Genomic DNA, 18,205 nt, shown 5'->3' with positions numbered 1-18,205 from the left:
CTCGCCTTGCTAGGTTGCAGCCCATGAGCGCAACGTCGGCCGACGCTCCGCCGCCACCGGCTCCCCCCGCCGCGGCCCGCCCGGCGGCGCCGCCCCGGTCCAGCCGCCGCGGGGTGGAGCTGTCGCTGACCGTGGCTGCGGTCCTGGTGTCGGTGTACGGCTACGCGGAGGTCGGCCTCGCCACCCGGGGCGCGGTGCCGGGTGACGCGGCCGGCTACGGTGCCGGGCTGGCCCTGCTCGCGGTGCTGGCGCACCTGGCGGTCAGGGCCAGGGCCCCGTACGCCGATCCGCTGCTGCTGCCGATCGCGGTGCTGCTCAACGGCTTCGGCCTGGTGCTGATCTACCGGCTGGACCTGGAGACCTCGCTCGGGCCGCGGGCGGCGCCGACGCAGCTGGTGTGGTCGACGCTGGGGATCACTCTCTTCGTGCTGGTGGTGCTGGCGCTCGACGACCACCGGGTGCTGGCACGCTACTCCTACGTCGGGGTGACGGGGGCGCTGGCGCTGATGGCGGCGCCGATCTTCTTCCCCGCGGTCAACGGGGCCAAGATCTGGATCAGGTTCGCCGGGTTCTCCATCCAGCCGGGCGAGTTCGCGAAGGTGCTGCTCGCGGTGTTCTTCGCCGCCTACCTGTCGGCGAACCGGGCGGCGCTGGCCTACACCGGGCGGCAGGTCTTCGGGCTGCGCAGGCTCCAGCTGCCGACCGGGCGGGTGCTCGGGCCCGTGCTGGCGATCTGGCTGCTGAGCGTGGGCCTGCTGGTGCTGGAACGGGACCTGGGGACCTCGCTGCTGTTCTTCGGCCTGTTCGTGGTGATGCTCTACGTGGCGACCGGCAGGACCGGCTGGGTCGCGGTGGGGCTGCTGCTCAGCGCGGCGGGCGCGGTCGCGGTGGGCTCGCTCGAACCGCACGTGCACGGCAGGGTCGAGGACTGGCTGCACCCCTTCGCCAGCATCGCGGCAGGCCTCGGCCCGAGCCAGCTGGCGCAGTCGCTCTTCGCCTTCGGCAACGGCGCCGTCCTGGGCACCGGCCTCGGCCAGGGGCATCCGGAGCTGATCGGCTTCGCCACCAAGTCCGACTTCATCCTGGCCACCGCCGGCGAGGAGCTGGGCCTTGCCGGGCTGTGCGCCCTGCTGGCCCTCTACGCGCTGCTGGTGGCGCGCGGGACGCGGGCCGGGCTCTGCCTGCGCGACCCCTTCGGGCGGCTGCTCGCGGTGGGCCTGGCGACGATCCTGGCGCTCCAGGTGTTCGTGATCACCGGAGGGGTGACCGACCTGATCCCGCTGACCGGGATGGCGATGCCCTTCCTGGCCCAGGGCGGCTCCTCGGTGGTGACCAACTGGATCATCGTGGCCCTGCTGATCCGGGTCAGCGACAGCGCGCGCCGCCCGGCGCCGGAACCCCCGGAGGACGCCCCGTGACCCGCTGCATCCGCCGCTGCGCCCTCCTGGGCCTGGTGCTGCTGCTGGCGCTGGTGGTCAACGCGGTCCGGGTGATGGTCGTCGACTCCGGCTCGTACACCGCCGACCCGGCCAACCGGCGGATCGCCATCGCCCGCTACCAGCACCCGCGCGGCGGCATCCTGGTCGGCGCCGCGAAGGTCACCGGGTCGCAGGCCACCGGCGGGCAGCTGGCGTACGCCCGTACGTACCGCGACGGGCCGCTGTACGCCCCGGTGACCGGGTTCGCGTCGCAGACCTACGGCACCTCGCTGCTGGAGGGCACCGAGGACGGGCTGCTGTCCGGCACCAGCTCCCGGCTGGCGGCGGTTCCGCTGTGGAACGAGATCACCCGCAACAGGCAGCGCCCCGGCGACGTCCACACCACGATCTCCGCGGCGGCCCAGAAGGCTGCCTACGACGGGCTGGCCGGCCGGCGCGGCGCGGTCGCCGCGGTGGACCCGTCGACCGGCCGGGTCCTGGCGCTGGTCTCGTCGCCGTCCTACGACCCGGCACTGCTGTCGGGCACGGGTCCCGCCGTCATGGCGCAGTGGCAGCGGCTGAACGACGACCCGGCGCAGCCGATGCTGGACCGGGCGATCCGGCAGACGTATCCGCCGGGTTCGACCTTCAAGGTGGTCACCGCGGCGGCGGCGCTGCAGAGCGGCACGGTCACCGACCTGCTGGCGCCGACCCGTTCACCCGACCCCTACCGGCTGCCGGGGACCACGGTGACGCTGACCAACGAGGGTCCCGGCTGCGCCGACGCGAGCGTCTACGACGCCTTCCGGGTCTCCTGCAACACGGTCTTCGCGAAGCTGGGCGCGGACGTGGGCCTGGCCGCGATGGTCAGGCAGGCGGAGGCGCTCGGGTTCAACGACACGGCGCTGCGGATCCCGACGGGGGTGGCGAAGAGCAACTTCGACACGGCGATGAGCCCCGACCAGGTGGCGCTGTCCTCGATCGGGCAGTTCGACACCACCGCGACCCCGCTGCAGATGGCGATGGTGGCCGCCGCGGTGGGCAACAGCGGCGAGCTGATGACGCCCTACCTGGTGGACCGGGTCACCAACCACGGCGGGGCGCTGGTGGCCAGGACCGGTCCCACCCGGCTGCACCGGGCGATGAGCGTGCGGACCGCGGAGCAGCTCCAGCAGCTGATGGAGGCGGTGGTCGCCGACGGCACCGGCAGGAACGCCGCGATCCCGGGTGCGGTGGTCGGCGGCAAGACCGGCACCGCGCAGCACGGGGTGGGCAACAAGGGCACGCCTTACGCGTGGTTCATCAGCTACGCCAAACCGCCCGGCGCGAACCGGGCGGCGGTGGCGGTGGCGGTGGTCGTGGAGGACGCGGAGGCGGCCAGGGCCGACATCTCGGGCGGCGGCAACGCGGCCCCGATCGCGCGGGCGGTGATGCGGTCGGTGCTGGCGGCGCCGCAGCGGCCGTACGGCGGCTGAGCGGGTGGACCGGGCTGAGCGGATGGACCGGTCAGTTCACCTTGGGGAAGCTGAACGCGTAGCCCTGGTGGGCCAGCCAGGTCAGCGACCTGTCGAGGGCGGCCACGGTCTGGCTGCGCTCGCCGCCGCCGTCGTGGAAGAGGATCGTCGGGCCGTTGTGGATCTCGCTCTTGAGGGTGGCCACGATGGTCCCGACACCGGGACGGGTGAAGTCCTTGGTGTCGATGTTCCAGCCGAGCGGCCGCATCCCGTGCTGCGCGGCGAGCGCGCGGCTGGCCGGGGTGAAGGCGCCGCCGGGTGCCCGGTAGTACTGCACGGGGGCGCCGCCGGAGGCGTCCTCGATCATGGCGAAGGCGTCCATGATCTCCTTCTGCTGGTACGCGAAGGGCTTGTGGTCCATCGACTCGTCGTGGGTGACGGTGTGGTCGCACAGCCGGTGGCCCTCGGCCACCACCCTGCGGACCAGGTCCGGGTGGGCCTTGGCCTGCGGGCCGATCATGCAGAAGGTCGCGTGCACGTGGTGCTGCTTGAGCACCGCGAGGACCTGCGGCGTCCACTGCGGGTCCGGGCCGTCGTCGATGGTGATGTTGACGGCCCTGCCGGCGGCCTCCGCCTGGTGCTGGATGGAGTCGGGCACCGCGGCCACGGTGGGCGGTGCGGTGGTGCCCGCGGCGTGCGAGGCGCCGGGGGTGTGGGTCGCCGGGGCCTGGTGGGTGCTCCCGCCGCCCTTGGGGTCGCCTGCGGTGGCGGCCGCGGCGTCGCCGCCCCCGCCGCCGGGCGCCAGCATCGCCGACACGAGGGCCGCTATCAGTACGACCGCCACCGCCACGCCTATCACCGCCGCCTGCGGTGCGCTCTTGAGTCGTGCTGGCGCCAGTCGCTCCAGGGATATCCGCCGACCCGTCATGATGTGTAACCGCCCGCCCACTTCGTCGCCCGTCCCGGTCTCGCAGATCCGCGTCCTGCGCGGCCTGCGCACGGATAGATGCGGTCGCCCACAGTACGGTTCCGCCGCCCCGCCGGCACCTGGGGGTCGTTACAGGATCAGGACGTATCAGTGCGGAGCGGTCGCCAGCCCGGTACAACCGCGCAGTTGCGCGTACCGGTCGGTGATCTGCCGTGCGGCGGCGCCCTGCTGGGGCTGCGGTACTCCCTTGCCGTCGACGAGGGCGGGCGTGAAGACGGCCTTGGCGACCTTGCCGCGGGTGACGGTGAGGGTCGTCACACCGGTCTGGTCGGAGTGCGGGTAGGGCGAGGAGCCGTACCAGAGGAAGTTGCCGAAGCCGTAGGCGACATAGGTCGGTCCGAGCATGCCGGAGCCGAGCATCAGATGGGCGTGGGTGCCGACGACCGCGGTCGCGCCGGCCGCCGACAGGTCGGCGGCGATCGACTTCTGCTCGGGTCCAGGGCAGCTCTGCCCCTCGGTGCCCCAGTGCAGGTAGACCACCACCACGTCGGCCTGCCGCTTGGCGGCCCGCACCGCCTGCAGCAGCCGCGGCCGGTCGAGAGCGGAGGCGATGCCGGGGCTGCCGGGTCCTGCCCTGAACTTCTGGTTCGTGTAGTCCTGCACCTGGCTGGCGGCGACCACCGCGAGGCGTACGCCGTTGATCGTGGTGACGTACGGCCGGTATGCGGCGGCCTCGTCGGCGCCGATGCCGAGCACCGGGATCGGCGAGTCGTGCTGGGCGGCGAGGCTGTCGGTGAGGCCCTGGGCGCCGTAGTCCACGGCGTGGTTGTTGGCCATGGTCACCGCGTCGATGCCGGAGCGCTGGAGGGCGCCGAGCGCGTCGGGGGTGGTGCGGAAGTGGTACTTCTTCGGCTGCGGGGTGCCGCGGGTGGTGATCGCGCTTTCCAGGTTGACCATGGCGAAGTCGGCGGCGGTCAGGGCGGTGGACATCGGCCCGAGGGCCGGGTCGACGCCGAGCCGGTTCGCGGTGCGCTCGGTGAAGTGGACGTCCCCGGCGAAGGCGAGGGTCACGGTGCCCGCGGGTTCTGTCGCGGTCGGCCGGGCCGCGGGTTTCGCGGCCGCGGTGTGCGTGCCGCCCGCGGTGGCCACCGGGCCGCCCGCGGCGTCGGCGGGGCTGCCGCCGCGGCCGTAGACCGCCCAGCCGGTGGCGGCGGCCGCGACGAGGAGCACGGACAGGCCGACGCCCGCGTTTCTCCGGCGCCGCCGGCGCGCCTTGGCCTGGCGGGCGGCGCGCCGCGGTATCGGTCCGGTGTCCGTCATCGGACAAGCGTACGATCCTACGTCGGCCCGTCCGCCCCCCGGGTGATGGTCTCGGCCACCTCCGCCACCCTCGCCTCCTCCTCCGCGGCGAAGCGCTCGGCGTCCAGCCGCTCGGCGATCTCCTCGTCCTGCGTCATCAGCAGGTCCAGATTGGAGTCGCCGAGGTCGAAGACGCCCAGGTCGACGTACGCCTTCTGGAGCCGCGGCCCCCACAGCCCGATGTCCTTGACGCAGGGCACGATCCGGGAGAAGAGCAGCTTCCTGAACAGGCGGAGGAATTCCGACCGCTCGGTCAGCTCGGCCGCCTCCGCGCTGGGGATGCCGAAGTTCTCCAGCACCTCGACGCCGCGCAGCCGGTCCCGCATGAGGTAGCAGCCCTCGATCACGAACTCCTCGCGCTCGCGCAGTTCCGCGTCGCTCAGCTGCCGGTAGTAGTCGCGCAGCGCCATCCGCCCGAAGGCCACGTGCCGGGCCTCGTCCTGCATGACGTAGGCCAGGATCTGCCGGGGCAGCGGCTTGTCGGTGGTGTCGCGGATCATGCCGAAGGCGGCCAGTGCCAGGCCCTCGATCAGCACCTGCATCCCCAGGTAGGGCATGTCCCAGCGCGAGTCGCGCAGGGTGTCGCCGAGCAGCGCCTGGAGGTTGTCGTCGATCGGGTAGAGCATGCCGATCTTCTCGTGCAGGAAGCGGCCGTAGATCTCGGCGTGCCGGGCCTCGTCCATGGTCTGGGTGGCGGAGTAGAACTTCGCGTCCAGGTCGGGCACGGACTCCACGATCCTGGCCGCGCAGACCATCGCCCCCTGCTCGCCGTGCAGGAACTGGCTGAACTGCCAGGAGGTGTAGTGCTGCCTGAGCAGGCCGCGGTCCTTCTCGGACATCGCGTCCCAGTGCCGGGTGCCGTGGAGCGACATGGCCTCGTCGGGGGTGCCCAGCGGGTCGTAGGGGTCGACCTCCAGATCCCAGTCGATCCGGCGGACCGCGTCCCACTGCTTGTCCTTGCCCTTCTGGTAGAGCGCGAGCAGCCGGTCGCGGCCGTCGTCGTACTCCCAGGAGAAGCGGGCCGCGCCCTGTGCGGGCACCTGCCAGATCCACTCGGTGGGCGGTTGCGTGTAGCGGCCTTCCGTCGGCATGGGGCGGCTCCCTCTGATCCGTTCACTCGCCTCAGGGCGCTTCGGCGCCGGCGCCCTTCGGCTCGATCACTGCGATGCCGACCCCTTTCCTGCGCGGGGTCTTGACGGCCTTGTTGACACAGAGTCTCATAAGACCCGTACCGCAGGTAACCCTCGTGCACCGGAGGCCCGTTCGGCATGGACGCCACACTGACCGACCGCGAGAAGACCGCGGAGCGCCTCCTCGCGGCGTCCGCGAAACACTCCTTCGACCCCGACACCGAGCTGGACTGGGACGCGCCCTTCGAGGAGGGCCGCTGGTTCTGGCCGCCCGAGCTGGTCTCGCTCTACGACACCCCGCTGTGGCGGCACATGTCGCAGGAGCAGCGCATCGAGCTGAGCCGGCACGAGGCCGCGTCGCTGTGCTCGATCGGCGTCTGGTTCGAGACGATCCTGATGCAGCTGCTGCTGCGGCACACCTACGACCTCGACCCGACCAGCGGCCATGTCCGCTACGCGCTCACCGAGATAGCCGACGAGTGCCGGCACTCCAAGATGTTCGCCCGCGCGGTCACCAAGATGGGGACGCCCGCCTACCGCCCGAGCCGGCTCGACATGCGGCTCGGCCGGGTGCTCAAGTCGGTTTCCACCACCCCGGGTTCCTTCACCGGGACGCTGCTGGCCGAGGAGATCCTGGACTGGATGCAGCGGCTGACCTTCCCCGACGACCGGGTGCAGACCCTGGTCCGCGGCGTCACCCGCATCCACGTGGTGGAGGAGGCCCGGCACATCCGCTACGCCCGCGAGGAGCTGCGCCGGCAGATGGCCACCGCGCCGCGCTGGGAGATCGAGTTCACCCGGCTGACCTCCGCGCAGGCGGCCCGGGTGATCGCCCGCTCGCTGATCAGCCCGCAGGTCTACGCCTCGGTCGGGCTCGACCCCGGCTACGCCGCCCACCTGGCGCTGACCAGCCCGCACCGGCAGGACGTGATGCTCCAGTCGGCGAAGCGCCTGATGGACTTCTTCGACGAGATCGGGCTGATCAAGGGGCAGAGCCGGCGCCTGTGGCGGACCTCGGGCCTGGTCGCCTGAACCGGCCGGCCCCGCCGCACCGACCGGCGGACCGCACCCGACGGCCGGTCAGCCCGGTGGCGGGCCGAACAGATGCGCCGCCGCGGATCCGAGCGGGGCCAGCCTGGCGAGCAGCAGGCCCGCCGGACTGTCGCCGGTCTCCTGCGGCAGGGCGCGGGCGGCGGCCTCCGCCGTCTCGGCGTCGGTGGTCGCCGTCACCAGCAGCAGCCCGACGAAGTGGTCGACCAGCCAGTCGCGCAGCTCGCGAACCGGCGGCCGGCGGCCCTCGTCGATCCAGATCAGCGAGACCGCCTCCACCGAGGCGATCCAGGACCGCACCATCATCGCCAGCCGCGGGCCGGGGTCCGTCACCCCCAGGTGGCGCAGCACCTGCTCGCCCGCGCGGCGGCGCACTCCGTCCACGATCGCGCCGGTGCGGCTGGTCTCGGCCACGCCGCCGCCGCCGAGCAGGGCGCCGTACGCGGGCGCGTGCTCGTCGACGTAGGCGAGGTAGCGGTCGAGGGCGGCGGCCAGCCGGCTGGTGGGCGGCCCCTCGGACGGCACCGCGAACCGGCCGATCAGCTCCTCGGCCGCTCCGTGCACCGCGGCCTCGTACAGCTGCTGCTTCCCGCCGGGGAAGTAGCGGTAGACCAGCGGGCGCGACACGCCGGCGGCTGCGGCCACGTCGTCGATCGAGACGTCCTCGGGCCTGCGGTGCCCGAAGAGGTCCACCGCCGATCCCAACAGCTGCGCGCGGCGCTCCTCCACACTCATCCGGCGATACGCCGGCGCCGCACCGCTGCTCATGGCCCCAGAGTACGGCCCCCCTCCGGTGGCGGACGCCTGATCGCGGATCGGTCCGTGCGACGTGCGAAAGTGGCCCGGTGAGGCACGAGGAATGCGAGTTCGTGGGCGGGCCGCTCGACGGCAGGACCATCGAGGTGATCGTCGGGATGACCGGCCAGCCGCCCAAGTCGTATGAGGTCCCGGCCGGGGAGACGACCTACGTCTACCACCGGGAGCACGGGGAGCGGGGCAGGCACCGCACCCCGTGGGTGTTCGTGTACGCGCCGGACGGCAAGCCGCCCGCGGGCCTCAAGTGGCCCTGGTCGAAGCGGAGCTGACGCGCGGGGGGACGCAGCGGGCGGACTTTGGTCCGGACCATTGACACGATTGGTCTAAACCTGTTTGCTGCGCGGTGAGCGCCCCCCACCGAAGGAGCTTCCGCCATGCCGAGCCGGAGAAGATCGCTCGCCGCCGCCTCCGCCGCCCTCGCCGGCGCCCTGGCCGTCGGCGGCCTGGTCGCCCTCGCGCCGACCGCGAGCGCCGGGGAGTTCCTGGCCAACGGCGGCTTCGAGACCGGAAACCTGTCCGGCTGGACCTGCGACGCGGGATCGTCCGCCGTCACCGGCCAGGCGCACAGCGGGACCTACGCTCTCCAGGGCGTGCCCTCCGGCTCCGCCACCGGCCAGTGCAAGCAGACCGTGAGCGTCGCCCCCAACACCGCCTACACGCTGGCCGCGCAGGTCAAGGGCAGTTACGTCTACATCGGCGTGGACGGCGACACCAGCACCTGGACGCCGGGCACCGGCAGCGGCTACGCCCCGCTCAGCGTCTCCTTCACCACCGGCGCGAGCCAGACCAGCGCGACCGTCTTCGTACACGGCTGGTACGGACAACCCGCGTACCTGGCCGACGACATCTCGCTCCAGGGCCCCGGCGGCGGCACCACCACGCCCCCGACGACCCCGCCGACGACGCCGACCACCAAGCCGCCGACCACTCCCCCCACGACACCGCCGACCACTCCCCCGACGACGCCGCCGTCCGGCGGCCTGCCCACGCACGCGCTGGTGGGCTACCTGCACGAGACCTTCGCCAACGGCTCCGGCTACACCCGCCTCGCGGACGTACCCGACAGCTGGGACGTCATCGACCTGGCCTTCGGCGAGACCAGCTCGCCGACCTCGGGCAGCATCCACTTCACCCGCTGCCCGGTCGCCGAGTGCCCCTCGGTCGAGTCGGACGCCGACTTCAAGGCCGCGATCAAGGCGAAGCAGGCCAAGGGCAAGAAGGTGCTGCTGTCGATCGGCGGCGCCAACGGCGAGGTGCAGCTGACCACCGCCGCCGCCCGCGACGCCTTCGTCTCCTCGGTGAGCGGCATCATCGACACCTGGGGCCTGAACGGCATCGACATCGACTTCGAGGGCCACTCGCTGTCGCTGAACACCGGCGACACCGACTTCAGGAACCCGACCACCCCGGTGATCGTCAACCTGATCTCGGCGCTGAAGACCCTCAAGGCCCGCTACGGCAGCGGCTTCGTGCTGACCATGGCGCCCGAGACCTTCTTCGTGCAGCTCGGCTACCAGTTCTACGGCTCCGGCCCCTTCGGCGGCCAGGACCCGCGGGCCGGCGCCTACCTGCCGGTGATCTACGCCATGCGCGGCGACCTGACACTGCTGCACGTCCAGGACTACAACTCCGGGCCGATCATGGGCCTGGACAACCAGTACCACACCATGGGCGGCGCGGACTTCCACATCGCGATGACCGACATGCTGCTCACCGGCTTCCCGGTGGCGGGCAACACCGCCAACATGTTCCCGGCCCTCGCCCCCTCCCAGGTGGCCATCGGCCTGCCCGCCACGACCACCGCGGGCAACGGCTACACCACCCCGGCCGCCGTCGACCAGGCACTCGACTGCCTGACCAGGAAGACCAACTGCGGCGGCTACAGCACCCACGGCAGCTGGCCGGGACTGCGTGGCCTGATGACCTGGTCGGTGAACTGGGACCGCTTCGGCAACTGGGAGTTCTCCGACAACTTCCACGGCTACTTCGGCTGACCACCGGGTGGCACCCCGCAGACGCGTACGGCTCGGTCCCGAGGGCGGTGACCGGGCCGTACGCCCTTTTCTGCCGGCCTTCCCGCATCCTCGGGGGCAGCGGGACAGCTCGGGCGCCGGGCGGGAAAAAGTCATGGATGCACCGGTGTGGCGGTGAACGAGGAGGGAATGGCCCGAGTGCGGGAGGAGACGATCACTCGTCGGAGTGACCCGATTGGGCGGAATCGCCTACTCCGGCTGTCGAAGATACGACAACCCATGACACGATCCTGAGGGCTCGTCACGTGGAGGGACAAAGGGGATGCGGGTGGCTCGTACGACCAGGCCCTGGCTTCGCGCCGCCGTCGTATGCGGGGCGCTGCTCGCCTCCGCCGCACTGGCGCTGCCCGCAGCCCAGCGGGCCGCGGCGCAGCCGGACCAGCCACCGGTCCCCTCGCCGTCCGCCACCGCACCCGCCCACCCCGGCGACCCCGCCGCGGACCCGGCCGCCACCGCCCCGCCCGGCGTCCCGGCGCCGTCCGCCACCGCGGACCCGGCGTCGCTTTCCGACCTGCTGACGCAGCTTCAGACCCTCTACCGGCAGACCGAGGCGGCCACCGAGTCGTACAACAAGGCCAAGGAGACCGCCGACCAGCAGCGCACCAAGGCCGAGGCGCTGGACGCGCAGCTCGCCGCCCAGCGGGCGCAGGTCGTCGCGGGGCGCGACCAGGTCGGGCTGATGGCCCGCCAGCTCTACCGCACCGGGGGCATGTCGCCCTACCTGTCGATGCTGGACGGCGAGACCCCGCAGAACTTCTTCGGGCTGCTGCACATCGCCCAGCGGGCCGTCGGCCACCAGCAGGACATCGTGGCCGGGCTGACCGCGGGCGAGAGCCGGCTCGCGGCGCTCAACGCGCAGGCCCAGCGCGCACTGGACGCCGCCCAGGTCGCGCAGAACAAGCAGGCCGCGCAGAAGACCCAGGTCGAGACGCACCTGCGGCAGGTCGAGGCGCTGCTCGCCGGCCTCAGCGGGGTGCAGATCAGCGACCTCCAGGCACTGGAGAAGCAGGGTGCGGACAAGGCCCAGCAGGAATTCCTGGACTCCAAGGCGCTCGGCCCCGACGCCGCGCTGCGGGCACCCTCCGGCTCCGGCGACCGGGCGATCGGCTACGCCTTCCAGCAGCTCGGCAAGCCCTACGTGTGGGGCGCACAGGGGCCGGGCTCCTTCGACTGCTCGGGCCTGACCTCGCAGGCCTGGTCGCACGCCGGGGTGAGCGTCCCGCGCACCGCGGAGGAGCAGTGGGCGCGACTGCCCAGGGTGCCGCTGAACCTGCTGCGGCCGGGCGACCTGGTGGTCTACTTCCCCGGCGCCACCCACGTGGCCCTCTACATCGGCGACGGCCTGGTCATCCAGGCCCCGCACACCGGTGCCGTGGTCAAGGTCTCGCCGATCGCCGCCAACCCGATCCTGGGCGCGGTCCGCCCCGACCTGGGCGCCCAGCCGCTCGCGGACTACCGGCCGCGCCCGATCCCGGGGCAGCCGGACGCGCCCGAGCCGCTGGGCTGACGGCCCCTCATCAGCGTCCCGCGAAGGACGCCAGATAGGCCTCGGCAGGCTCCCGGTCGAAGAACCACGGGTCGAAGTCGGCCGGGGTGTCGAAGCCGCCCGCGATGCGGTCGGCGATCTGCTGCCGGTCCTCGGCGGCGGCGAGCAGGCCGCGCACGTGGTCCGGCTGCGGGGCCAGCATCGCGTTGGTCCAGCGGGTGGACGGCCCGGCGTCCGACCAGAAGCGGTCGAAGGCGGCCTGCATCCACCGGCGGTCGAAGGGCTGTTCGCCGTGCTCGACGATGCTCGCAAGGTACGCGGCCGCGCACTTGGCCGCGTTGTTGGAACCCTGGCCGGTGAGCGGGTCGTTGGCGACCACCACGTCGGCGGCGCCCAGCACCAGCCCGCCCGCGGGGAGTTCGCCGACCGGCTCGCGCACGGTCGGGGTGAGGCCGCCCACCAGGGTGCCGCCCGCGTCGGTCAACTCGACGGCGGACGCGCGCTCGTACTCCCACGGGGTGAAGCGGCGCATCAGGTCGAGGGTCAGCCTCAGGTGTTCCGTGGGGTCGGTGACGGGCCCGAAGACGTCGACGGGTCCGCCGGGCACTCCCTCCCAGAACAGGATGTCGCAGGGGCCCGTGGTGGTCAGGGCCGGGATGATGATGAGTTCGCCGACGCCCGGCACCAGGTTGCAGCGGACGGCCTGCACATCGGGGTGCTCGGGGCGCGGCCCGAGGCCGTTGACGTAGGCGACGGCAAGCACCCGCTGCCGGGCGTCGTAGGGCGAGCGGGCCGCGTCGGGGCGGAACATCGAGACGGTCTCGCCCTTGCCCGCGGCGACCAGGACCAGGTCGTAGGCGAGCGCGAAGTAGTCGAGGTCGGCGGCGGTGGCCGCGTGCACGACGACCTTGCCGCCGCGTTCCGCGAAGGTCTCCATCCAGCCGGCCATCTTCACCCGCTGGTCCACGGACTCCGCGGGGGCGGCGAGGCGGCCGAGCCAGTCGACGGCCCTCGCGGTCTCGGCGGCGGTCGCGGGCGGCGCGGCGGGGGTGTCGGGGCCCGTGGGGGCCGCCGCGGCGGCGGCGGTCGCGGGCGGCGCGGCGACGGATATGCCCAGGCCGGTTATCCGCGGCGCCTGACCGGCCCAGAAGTCCAGGCCCTCCGCCCGCTCGTGGGCGAGCGCGGCACCGAACATGCACTGCGTGGAGGTGACCCGGCCGCCGCGTATCTCGTCCGCGGTGCGGTTGGACACGACCGTGACGTCGTAGCCGCGTGCCTGCAGGCCCAGGGCCAGTTGGAGGCCGGCCTGTCCGGCCCCGACGATGAGTATCTTGCGCACGGCGCCCCGCTTCGGATCGGATCGGTCGGGCTGGGATGTGCCGGGCCGGACGGCCGGCGCCGGCTGGTGCGGTGGCCGCGCGCTAGAAGGGCTGTTCGGCCAGGGCGTGGGTGACCAGCGCGAGGAGTGCGTCGACCACGGAGGACCGTTTCCTCGCGTCGATGATGTGCACCGGGATGTGCGACGGCACCGCGAGCGCCTCGCGCACGTCGTCGCCGGTGTACGCGGCGGTGCCCTCGAACTGGTTGACCGCGACCGTGTAGGGCAGGCCGGTGCCCTCGAAGTAGTCGAGCGCGGGGAAGCAGTCCGCGAGCCTGCGGGTGTCGGCGAGCACGATCGCCCCTATCGCACCGCGTACCAGGTCGTCCCACATGAACCAGAAGCGCTGCTGCCCGGGGGTGCCGAAGACGTAGAGGACGAGGTCCTTCTCCAGGGTGATCCGGCCGAAGTCCATCGCCACCGTGGTGGTGACCTTGTCCGGGGTGGCGGCCAGGTCGTCGAGTGCCTCGCTGGCCTGGGTCATCACCGCCTCGGTGGTCAGCGGGGTGATCTCGGACACCGAGCCCACGAAGGTGGTCTTGCCCACACCGAAGCCGCCGGCCACCACGATCTTGGTGGAGACGGGCGCCCGTTCGCGCTCGTTCTGCCAGTCCTGCAGGCCGTCCGGCCGGTCAGAGCCTGCGTAGTCCACTGAGCACCCTTTCGAGCAGCGCGCGGTCGGGGCTGCCGGACCCGTGTCCGGTGCCGTATACACGAATTCTTCCCTGGTCGGCGAGATCGCTGACCAGCACCCTCACCACGCCGAGCGGCATCCTGAGCAGCGCGGAGATCTCGGCCACCGACCGCATTCTCCTGCACAGCTCCACGATCGCCCGCCGTTCGGGCAGGACCCGTTCCGCCCAGCCGCCCCTGGCGGGGGCGTGCTGCTCGTCCGGGCCCTCGACGGTGGCGACGAAGGTCTCGACCAGGAGCACATGGCCGAACCGCGTACGACCGCCGGTCAGGGAGTACGGGCGGACCCGGCCCGTCCTGCGGTCGGTTCCCCGGTGCGGGGACACCCCGCGGCGGGGCAGTGCGGACATCGAGGACATCAGCTGGGGCTCCCGGTGGCCTGGCGCAACTCGCTGCGGAGTGCGGGGGTCAGTACGTGTCCGGCACGGCCGACGAACATGGCCATGTGGTAGGCGACGACGCTCATGTCGCAGTCGGCGGCGGCGTGCACGCCGAGCAGCGAGCCGTCGCTGATCGACATCACCACGAGCACTCCGTCCGTCATGGCGACGGTGGTCTGCCTGACCCGTCCGCCGTCCATCAGCCGCGCCGCGCCCACGGTGAGCGAGGCCAGACCCGACACGACCGCGGCGAGGTCCATCCGGCTCTGGCCGGCGAGACCCGGGTGCGCGGGCGCCTCCACCGTATTCTGCCCGGTCCGGCCCGTCGGGGCCTCGTCAGGTTCGGAACCGAGCAGCAGCAGGCCGTCGGAGGAGACCACGGCGACCGAGTGGACTCCGGGCACCTCCTCGATGAACTTGTGCAGCAGCCACTGGAAACTGCGGGCCTCGTGGCTGAGTGCCCCGGTCTTCGTGCCGACCGCGTTCAACGGGTCGCCTCCTCAACGTTTCCTGCCGGATCTGCGGGTCCACGCGACCCTGCGGACTGCTCGTCACGTTCGCGTACGGCGTCGGCGCGGCCCGCTTGCAGGCCGCGTTGCAACCCTTCGAGCCGGCGCCGCAGTTCGGCCGCGTCGACCGGGGGCAGCGGGGCCGGGGCGGCGGGCCTGGCGGCCGCCGCCGCGCCCCTGGGCACCCGCTGCGGCAGCCCACGCCCGGTGAGGCCGCCGCTCCCGGGTGCGGATATGGGCTCGGCGGGCGGCGCGGGGTCGCGGCCGGGCACCGGCTCGGTCGCCTGCGCCGGGATGCGGCCGACTGCCGTGGCGGGCACGGGAGTCGGCAGCAGCGAGGGCGCGGGGGCGAAAGGCTGCCCTGCGGCCGGGTCCTGTGGCGCGGGCGGCGGGCTCTGCGGCTCGTCGGGAGGCGGCGCGTAGGCGTGCGGCTCTTCGGGGGGCGGTGCCTGCGCCGGCAGGTGGACGGCCGCGGCCACCGCGGCGTACCTGCGCGGGTCGCCGCCGGTGAAGGCGGTGACGTCCAGCGGGGTCACGGGCGGTTCATCGGGCCCGGCCGGAGGCACCAGCAGGCCGGGCAGCAGCACCACGGCCTGGGTGCCGCCGGACGGCAGCGGGTGCAGCCGCACCCGGACGCCGTGCCTGCGGGCCAGTCGCGACGCCACGTACAGGCCCATGCCTGCGACCGCGCCTGGCGGCGCGGGATCGGGGTCGCAGAGCAGCGCGTTCAGCTCGTCGAGCCGCTCGGCGGGGACTCCTATGCCGATGTCCTCCACCGCGAGCGCCACCTCGCCGGTCTCCAGCAGCTGCCCGGACAGCAGGACCTCGGTGGTCGGCTCGGAGAAGCCGGTGGCATTGTCGAGGAGTTCCGCGAGCAGGTGGGCGATGTCGTCCGCGGCCCGGCCGGCGACCCTGACCCCGGGCAGCACCTGGATGCGCACGCGTTCGTAGCGCTCGATCTCGGAGATCGCGCCGCGCACCACGTCGATCAGCGGCACCGGCCGCGCGGTGGCCCCGTGGCTGTGCTCGGTGCCGCCGAGGACCAGCAGATTCTCGCTGTTGCGGCGCATCCGGGTGGCGAGGTGGTCCAGCTGGAAGAGCGTCGCCAGCCGGTCGGGGTCCTGCTCCTGCTCCTCCATACCCTCGATCAGGGCGAGTTGCCGCTCGACCAGGCCCAGGGTCCGCAGGCTGAGGCCGACATGGGTCATGTGGGCGGCGTTGCGGGCCGTGGACGCGCTCAACTCCCGCTCCAGCTCGGCGATCTGGCCGGCCAGGCGGTCGTGGGCGTGCCGCAGGGCGTCCTTCTCCGCGACGGCGCCGGCCAGCGCGCCCCTGGTGCCCTGGGTGGCACCGCGCTGCGTGGTCAGTTCGCTGCCCAGCTCGGCGGCGCGGGCGCGCAGGGCCTGCGCCTCGTGGGTCAGCGCGTTGGCGCGGCGGGCGACGGCGGAGTACTCGTCCTGGCCGATCACCTCGACACCCTGGCCGCTTTCCGCGTCGGAGCGCGACCAGCGGTGCAGGGCCGCCAGCGGGCGGGTGAGGCTGCGGAAGAGCGCGACCAGCACACCGGCGAGCAGCAGCAGGCACAACGCGGCCAGCGCACACCGCAGTTCGAGGATGGTGACGGTGTGGTCGCGGTGCGCGGTGGCGGCCGCCGAGCGGTCGGCCGCGGCGGACGACTCGACGCTGCGGAGCAGGCCGATCCGGGCGGTGAGCGCCGACTTCACCGGCTCGGCGCCCAACTTGCGGTCGGTCTTGGTCAGTTCCGGTGCGTCGAGCAGTTCTGTGGTGTCCCGGTCGGCCTGCGCGATGTCGGCGCCGGTCACCGTCTTGTCGTAGCGGTCGCGCAGGTCGGCGGGGGCGGTGGCGCGGAAGTCGGCGAGCGCCGCGCGCTCCTGGAGCCTGGCCGCCTGCGCGGCGGCCACCAGCAACGGTTGCGTGCCGCCCTGGGTTAGCGCGCCCACCAGCAGGCCGCGCTGCACCGCGGCCGCGCCGACGGCCCGGGTGAGCGGGTCGGTGCCCGGCCCCTCCCCCGCCCGGCCGAGCGCGTCGATCAGCGGCTGATAGGCGGTCACGACCGCCTGCACGCCCTGCCGGTCGGCCCGCGCGGCCAGTGCGGTCCTGCGGATGCCGGGCAGCGCAGCGAGCGCCGTGCGCAGGGCGGCGGGCGGGTCCGACGCGAGCACGTCCCGCAGCTGCCGGTCGGTACGCGTGCCGTCGGCGGCGGGCAGCGCGGGCGGCTTCGCACCGGCCCCGGCCCCGGCCTCGACCAGCGCGGCCACGTCGTCCCGCTCGTCGGCCAGGTCGTGCGCCAGGACGGTGGTGCGGGTGGCCGACGCCGCGGCGGAGGCCCGGTCCTGGGCGGCCGTCAGGTCGCCGACGCCGAGTGCCACACCGGGTGCGGCCGCCGCCAGGACCGCGGCGGTGCAGACCAGGAGGGCGGCGAGCATGCGCTGTCTGACCCGACGCTCGCGCGGTTGACGTCGTTCACGCACTTCGGGCTCGCAATCACGTATCGCCGGCGGGGGTTCCCCAGGAATATGCAGGGGCTGACAGAACCCTTGCAGTCCCGCCAGGAGGGGGCCATGCCTCCCTCCTCCGGACACTCGAACGAGTGAATCGCACTGGCGACACACCGGACAAGCCGAGTAGAGCGGACACCTTCACGCCGCGCCGGAGGCGTACTGGCGCCGCCGGGCCTGCTTTGGCAGGATGCCCGCCCACAGCGGGCGGGCCGACCGACCGGTCGAACGGTTCGAACGCCTTCACCGGTGCGGGCAGGGCCTGTTGCAGACTGAGGCCATGCGTGTGGAGACGGCGACGGCCCCTGGTGTGCCCGGTGCGCCCAACGAGGACTTCATGGCAGTGGCGCTGCCCGCCGGTGGACACGGCGGGGCGCTGGTCCTGCTGGACGGGGTCACCCCGCCACCGGACAACGGGGGCTGCGTCCACTCCGTCCCGTGGTTCACCGCGCGGCTCGGCGGGGCCCTGCTCGAACTGTCCGTTTCGCGGCCGGACATCACACTTACCGACTGTCTGTCGGCCGCGATCGGCGGGACAGCGGACGCCCACAGGGACACCTGTGACCTTTCTCACCCGCTGACGCCGCAAGCCACCGTGGTGGCGGTGCGGTGGGGGGCGGACGACATGGAGCACCTCGTGCTGTCCGATTCCGTCCTGCTGGTCGAGGCGGCGGACGGTTCCGTGACGGCGGTGCTCGACGACCGGATCGACCGGCTGCGGGCCGCGGGGCACCGCGTGGCGCCGCTGCGGAACCTGCCGGGGGGCTTCTTCACCGCCGCCGCCGATCCGGCGGTGGCCCGCCACGCCGTCACCGGCCGCGCGCCGCTCGCGTCCCTGCGGGGGTTCGCCGCGCTCAGCGACGGGGCGGCGCGCGGCGTGGAGGTCTTCGGCTCCGACGACTGGGCCTCGGCGTACGCGGTGCTGCGCAAGGCGGGGCCCGAGGCGCTGCTCGCCCGGGTGCGCGAGCGGGAGCTCGCCGACCCGGACGGTGTGGCCGTGCCGCGGGGCAAGCCGTTCGACGACGCGACGGCCGTCCTGATCGTCCTCTGAG

General features: G+C 73.2%; 16 protein-coding genes. 7 read left to right on the top strand and 9 right to left on the bottom strand.

Going from position 1 to position 18,205, the window contains the following annotated elements; genetic code table 11:
- The first annotated feature begins 23 nt into the window (after positions 1-23).
- Together ACGFMP_RS23780 and ACGFMP_RS23775 are read left to right on the top strand one after the other, a co-directional pair.
- Positions 24-1,418 (top strand): FtsW/RodA/SpoVE family cell cycle protein, encoded by a 1,395-nt coding sequence (locus ACGFMP_RS23780; protein ID WP_393674959.1) that lies wholly within the window; start codon positions 24-26, stop codon positions 1,416-1,418.
- Positions 1,415-2,893, top strand: a complete 1,479-nt coding sequence (locus tag ACGFMP_RS23775) for a penicillin-binding transpeptidase domain-containing protein (RefSeq protein WP_393674958.1) — start codon at positions 1,415-1,417, stop codon at positions 2,891-2,893. The genes ACGFMP_RS23780 and ACGFMP_RS23775 overlap by 4 nt, the downstream gene beginning before the upstream one ends.
- Positions 2,894-2,924: 31 nt before the next feature.
- On the opposite strand, the gene ACGFMP_RS23770 is transcribed toward ACGFMP_RS23775, so the two are convergent.
- The 3 genes from ACGFMP_RS23770 to ACGFMP_RS23760 all read right to left on the bottom strand — a co-directional run bounded on the left by ACGFMP_RS23770 (position 2,925) and on the right by ACGFMP_RS23760 (position 6,250).
- On the bottom strand, positions 2,925-3,680 hold the full coding sequence (locus ACGFMP_RS23770; RefSeq protein WP_393674995.1) for a polysaccharide deacetylase family protein: 756 nt from the start codon (positions 3,678-3,680) through the stop codon (positions 2,925-2,927).
- 267 nt (positions 3,681-3,947) lie between these two features.
- On the bottom strand, positions 3,948-5,120 hold the full coding sequence (locus ACGFMP_RS23765) for a CapA family protein (protein WP_393674957.1): 1,173 nt from the start codon (positions 5,118-5,120) through the stop codon (positions 3,948-3,950).
- Positions 5,121-5,137: 17 nt separating this feature from the next.
- Positions 5,138-6,250, bottom strand: coding sequence for a ferritin-like domain-containing protein (locus ACGFMP_RS23760; protein ID WP_393674956.1), 1,113 nt, complete (start codon positions 6,248-6,250; stop codon positions 5,138-5,140).
- A 177-nt stretch (positions 6,251-6,427) separates the two neighbouring features.
- Between ACGFMP_RS23760 and ACGFMP_RS23755 the strand changes: the two genes are divergently transcribed.
- The gene (locus ACGFMP_RS23755; RefSeq protein WP_393674955.1) at positions 6,428-7,321 is read left to right on the top strand and encodes a diiron oxygenase; all 894 of its coding nucleotides are present in this window, start codon (positions 6,428-6,430) and stop codon (positions 7,319-7,321) included.
- 48 nt (positions 7,322-7,369) lie between these two features.
- Here ACGFMP_RS23755 and ACGFMP_RS23750 read toward each other — a convergent pair whose 3' ends face one another.
- A complete protein-coding gene (locus ACGFMP_RS23750) occupies positions 7,370-8,107 on the bottom strand; it encodes a TetR/AcrR family transcriptional regulator (RefSeq protein ID WP_393674954.1) in 738 nt (245 codons plus the stop codon).
- A 77-nt stretch (positions 8,108-8,184) separates the two neighbouring features.
- On the opposite strand from ACGFMP_RS23750, the gene ACGFMP_RS23745 reads away from it, so the two are divergent.
- The 3 genes from ACGFMP_RS23745 (at position 8,185) to ACGFMP_RS23735 (ending at position 11,695) form a co-directional block, all read left to right on the top strand.
- Positions 8,185-8,424: a hypothetical protein gene (locus ACGFMP_RS23745; protein WP_393674953.1), complete on the top strand. Its 240-nt coding sequence runs from the start codon at positions 8,185-8,187 to the stop codon at positions 8,422-8,424.
- 105 nt (positions 8,425-8,529) lie between these two features.
- On the top strand, positions 8,530-10,149 hold the full coding sequence (locus tag ACGFMP_RS23740; RefSeq protein ID WP_393674952.1) for a chitinase: 1,620 nt from the start codon (positions 8,530-8,532) through the stop codon (positions 10,147-10,149).
- Between the two features lie 301 nt (positions 10,150-10,450).
- Positions 10,451-11,695, top strand: coding sequence for an NlpC/P60 family protein (locus ACGFMP_RS23735; RefSeq protein WP_393674951.1), 1,245 nt, complete (start codon positions 10,451-10,453; stop codon positions 11,693-11,695).
- Between the two features lie 10 nt (positions 11,696-11,705).
- On the opposite strand, the gene ACGFMP_RS23730 is transcribed toward ACGFMP_RS23735, so the two are convergent.
- From ACGFMP_RS23730 to ACGFMP_RS23710, 5 genes are all read right to left on the bottom strand, one after another.
- Positions 11,706-13,013, bottom strand: coding sequence for a styrene monooxygenase/indole monooxygenase family protein (locus tag ACGFMP_RS23730; RefSeq protein WP_393674950.1), 1,308 nt, complete (start codon positions 13,011-13,013; stop codon positions 11,706-11,708).
- An 82-nt stretch (positions 13,014-13,095) separates the two neighbouring features.
- Complete coding sequence (locus tag ACGFMP_RS23725; RefSeq protein WP_393674949.1) at positions 13,096-13,704, bottom strand: ATP/GTP-binding protein; 609 nt, start codon at positions 13,702-13,704, stop codon at positions 13,096-13,098.
- Positions 13,685-14,104 (bottom strand): DUF742 domain-containing protein, encoded by a 420-nt coding sequence (locus ACGFMP_RS23720; protein WP_393674948.1) that lies wholly within the window; start codon positions 14,102-14,104, stop codon positions 13,685-13,687. The genes ACGFMP_RS23725 and ACGFMP_RS23720 overlap by 20 nt, the downstream gene beginning before the upstream one ends.
- The gene (locus ACGFMP_RS23715) at positions 14,104-14,613 is read right to left on the bottom strand and encodes a roadblock/LC7 domain-containing protein (RefSeq protein ID WP_393674947.1); all 510 of its coding nucleotides are present in this window, start codon (positions 14,611-14,613) and stop codon (positions 14,104-14,106) included. Before ACGFMP_RS23715 ends, ACGFMP_RS23720 begins: the two co-directional genes overlap by 1 nt.
- On the bottom strand, positions 14,610-17,081 hold the full coding sequence (locus ACGFMP_RS23710) for a nitrate- and nitrite sensing domain-containing protein (RefSeq protein ID WP_393674946.1): 2,472 nt from the start codon (positions 17,079-17,081) through the stop codon (positions 14,610-14,612). The genes ACGFMP_RS23715 and ACGFMP_RS23710 overlap by 4 nt, the downstream gene beginning before the upstream one ends.
- Before the next feature lie 352 nt (positions 17,082-17,433).
- Here ACGFMP_RS23710 and ACGFMP_RS23705 point away from each other — a divergent pair, with 352 nt between their 5' ends.
- Positions 17,434-18,204, top strand: a complete 771-nt coding sequence (locus ACGFMP_RS23705) for a hypothetical protein (RefSeq protein WP_393674945.1) — start codon at positions 17,434-17,436, stop codon at positions 18,202-18,204.
- Position 18,205: the final 1 nt, after the last annotated feature.

This window comes from Streptomyces sp. NPDC049040, from assembly GCF_043197715.1.
In the GTDB taxonomy this organism is placed as follows: Bacteria; Actinomycetota; Actinomycetes; order Streptomycetales; family Streptomycetaceae; genus Actinacidiphila.
The sequence above is the reverse complement of the archived record's forward strand: the minus strand, read 5'-3'. Positions and strand labels throughout refer to the sequence as shown.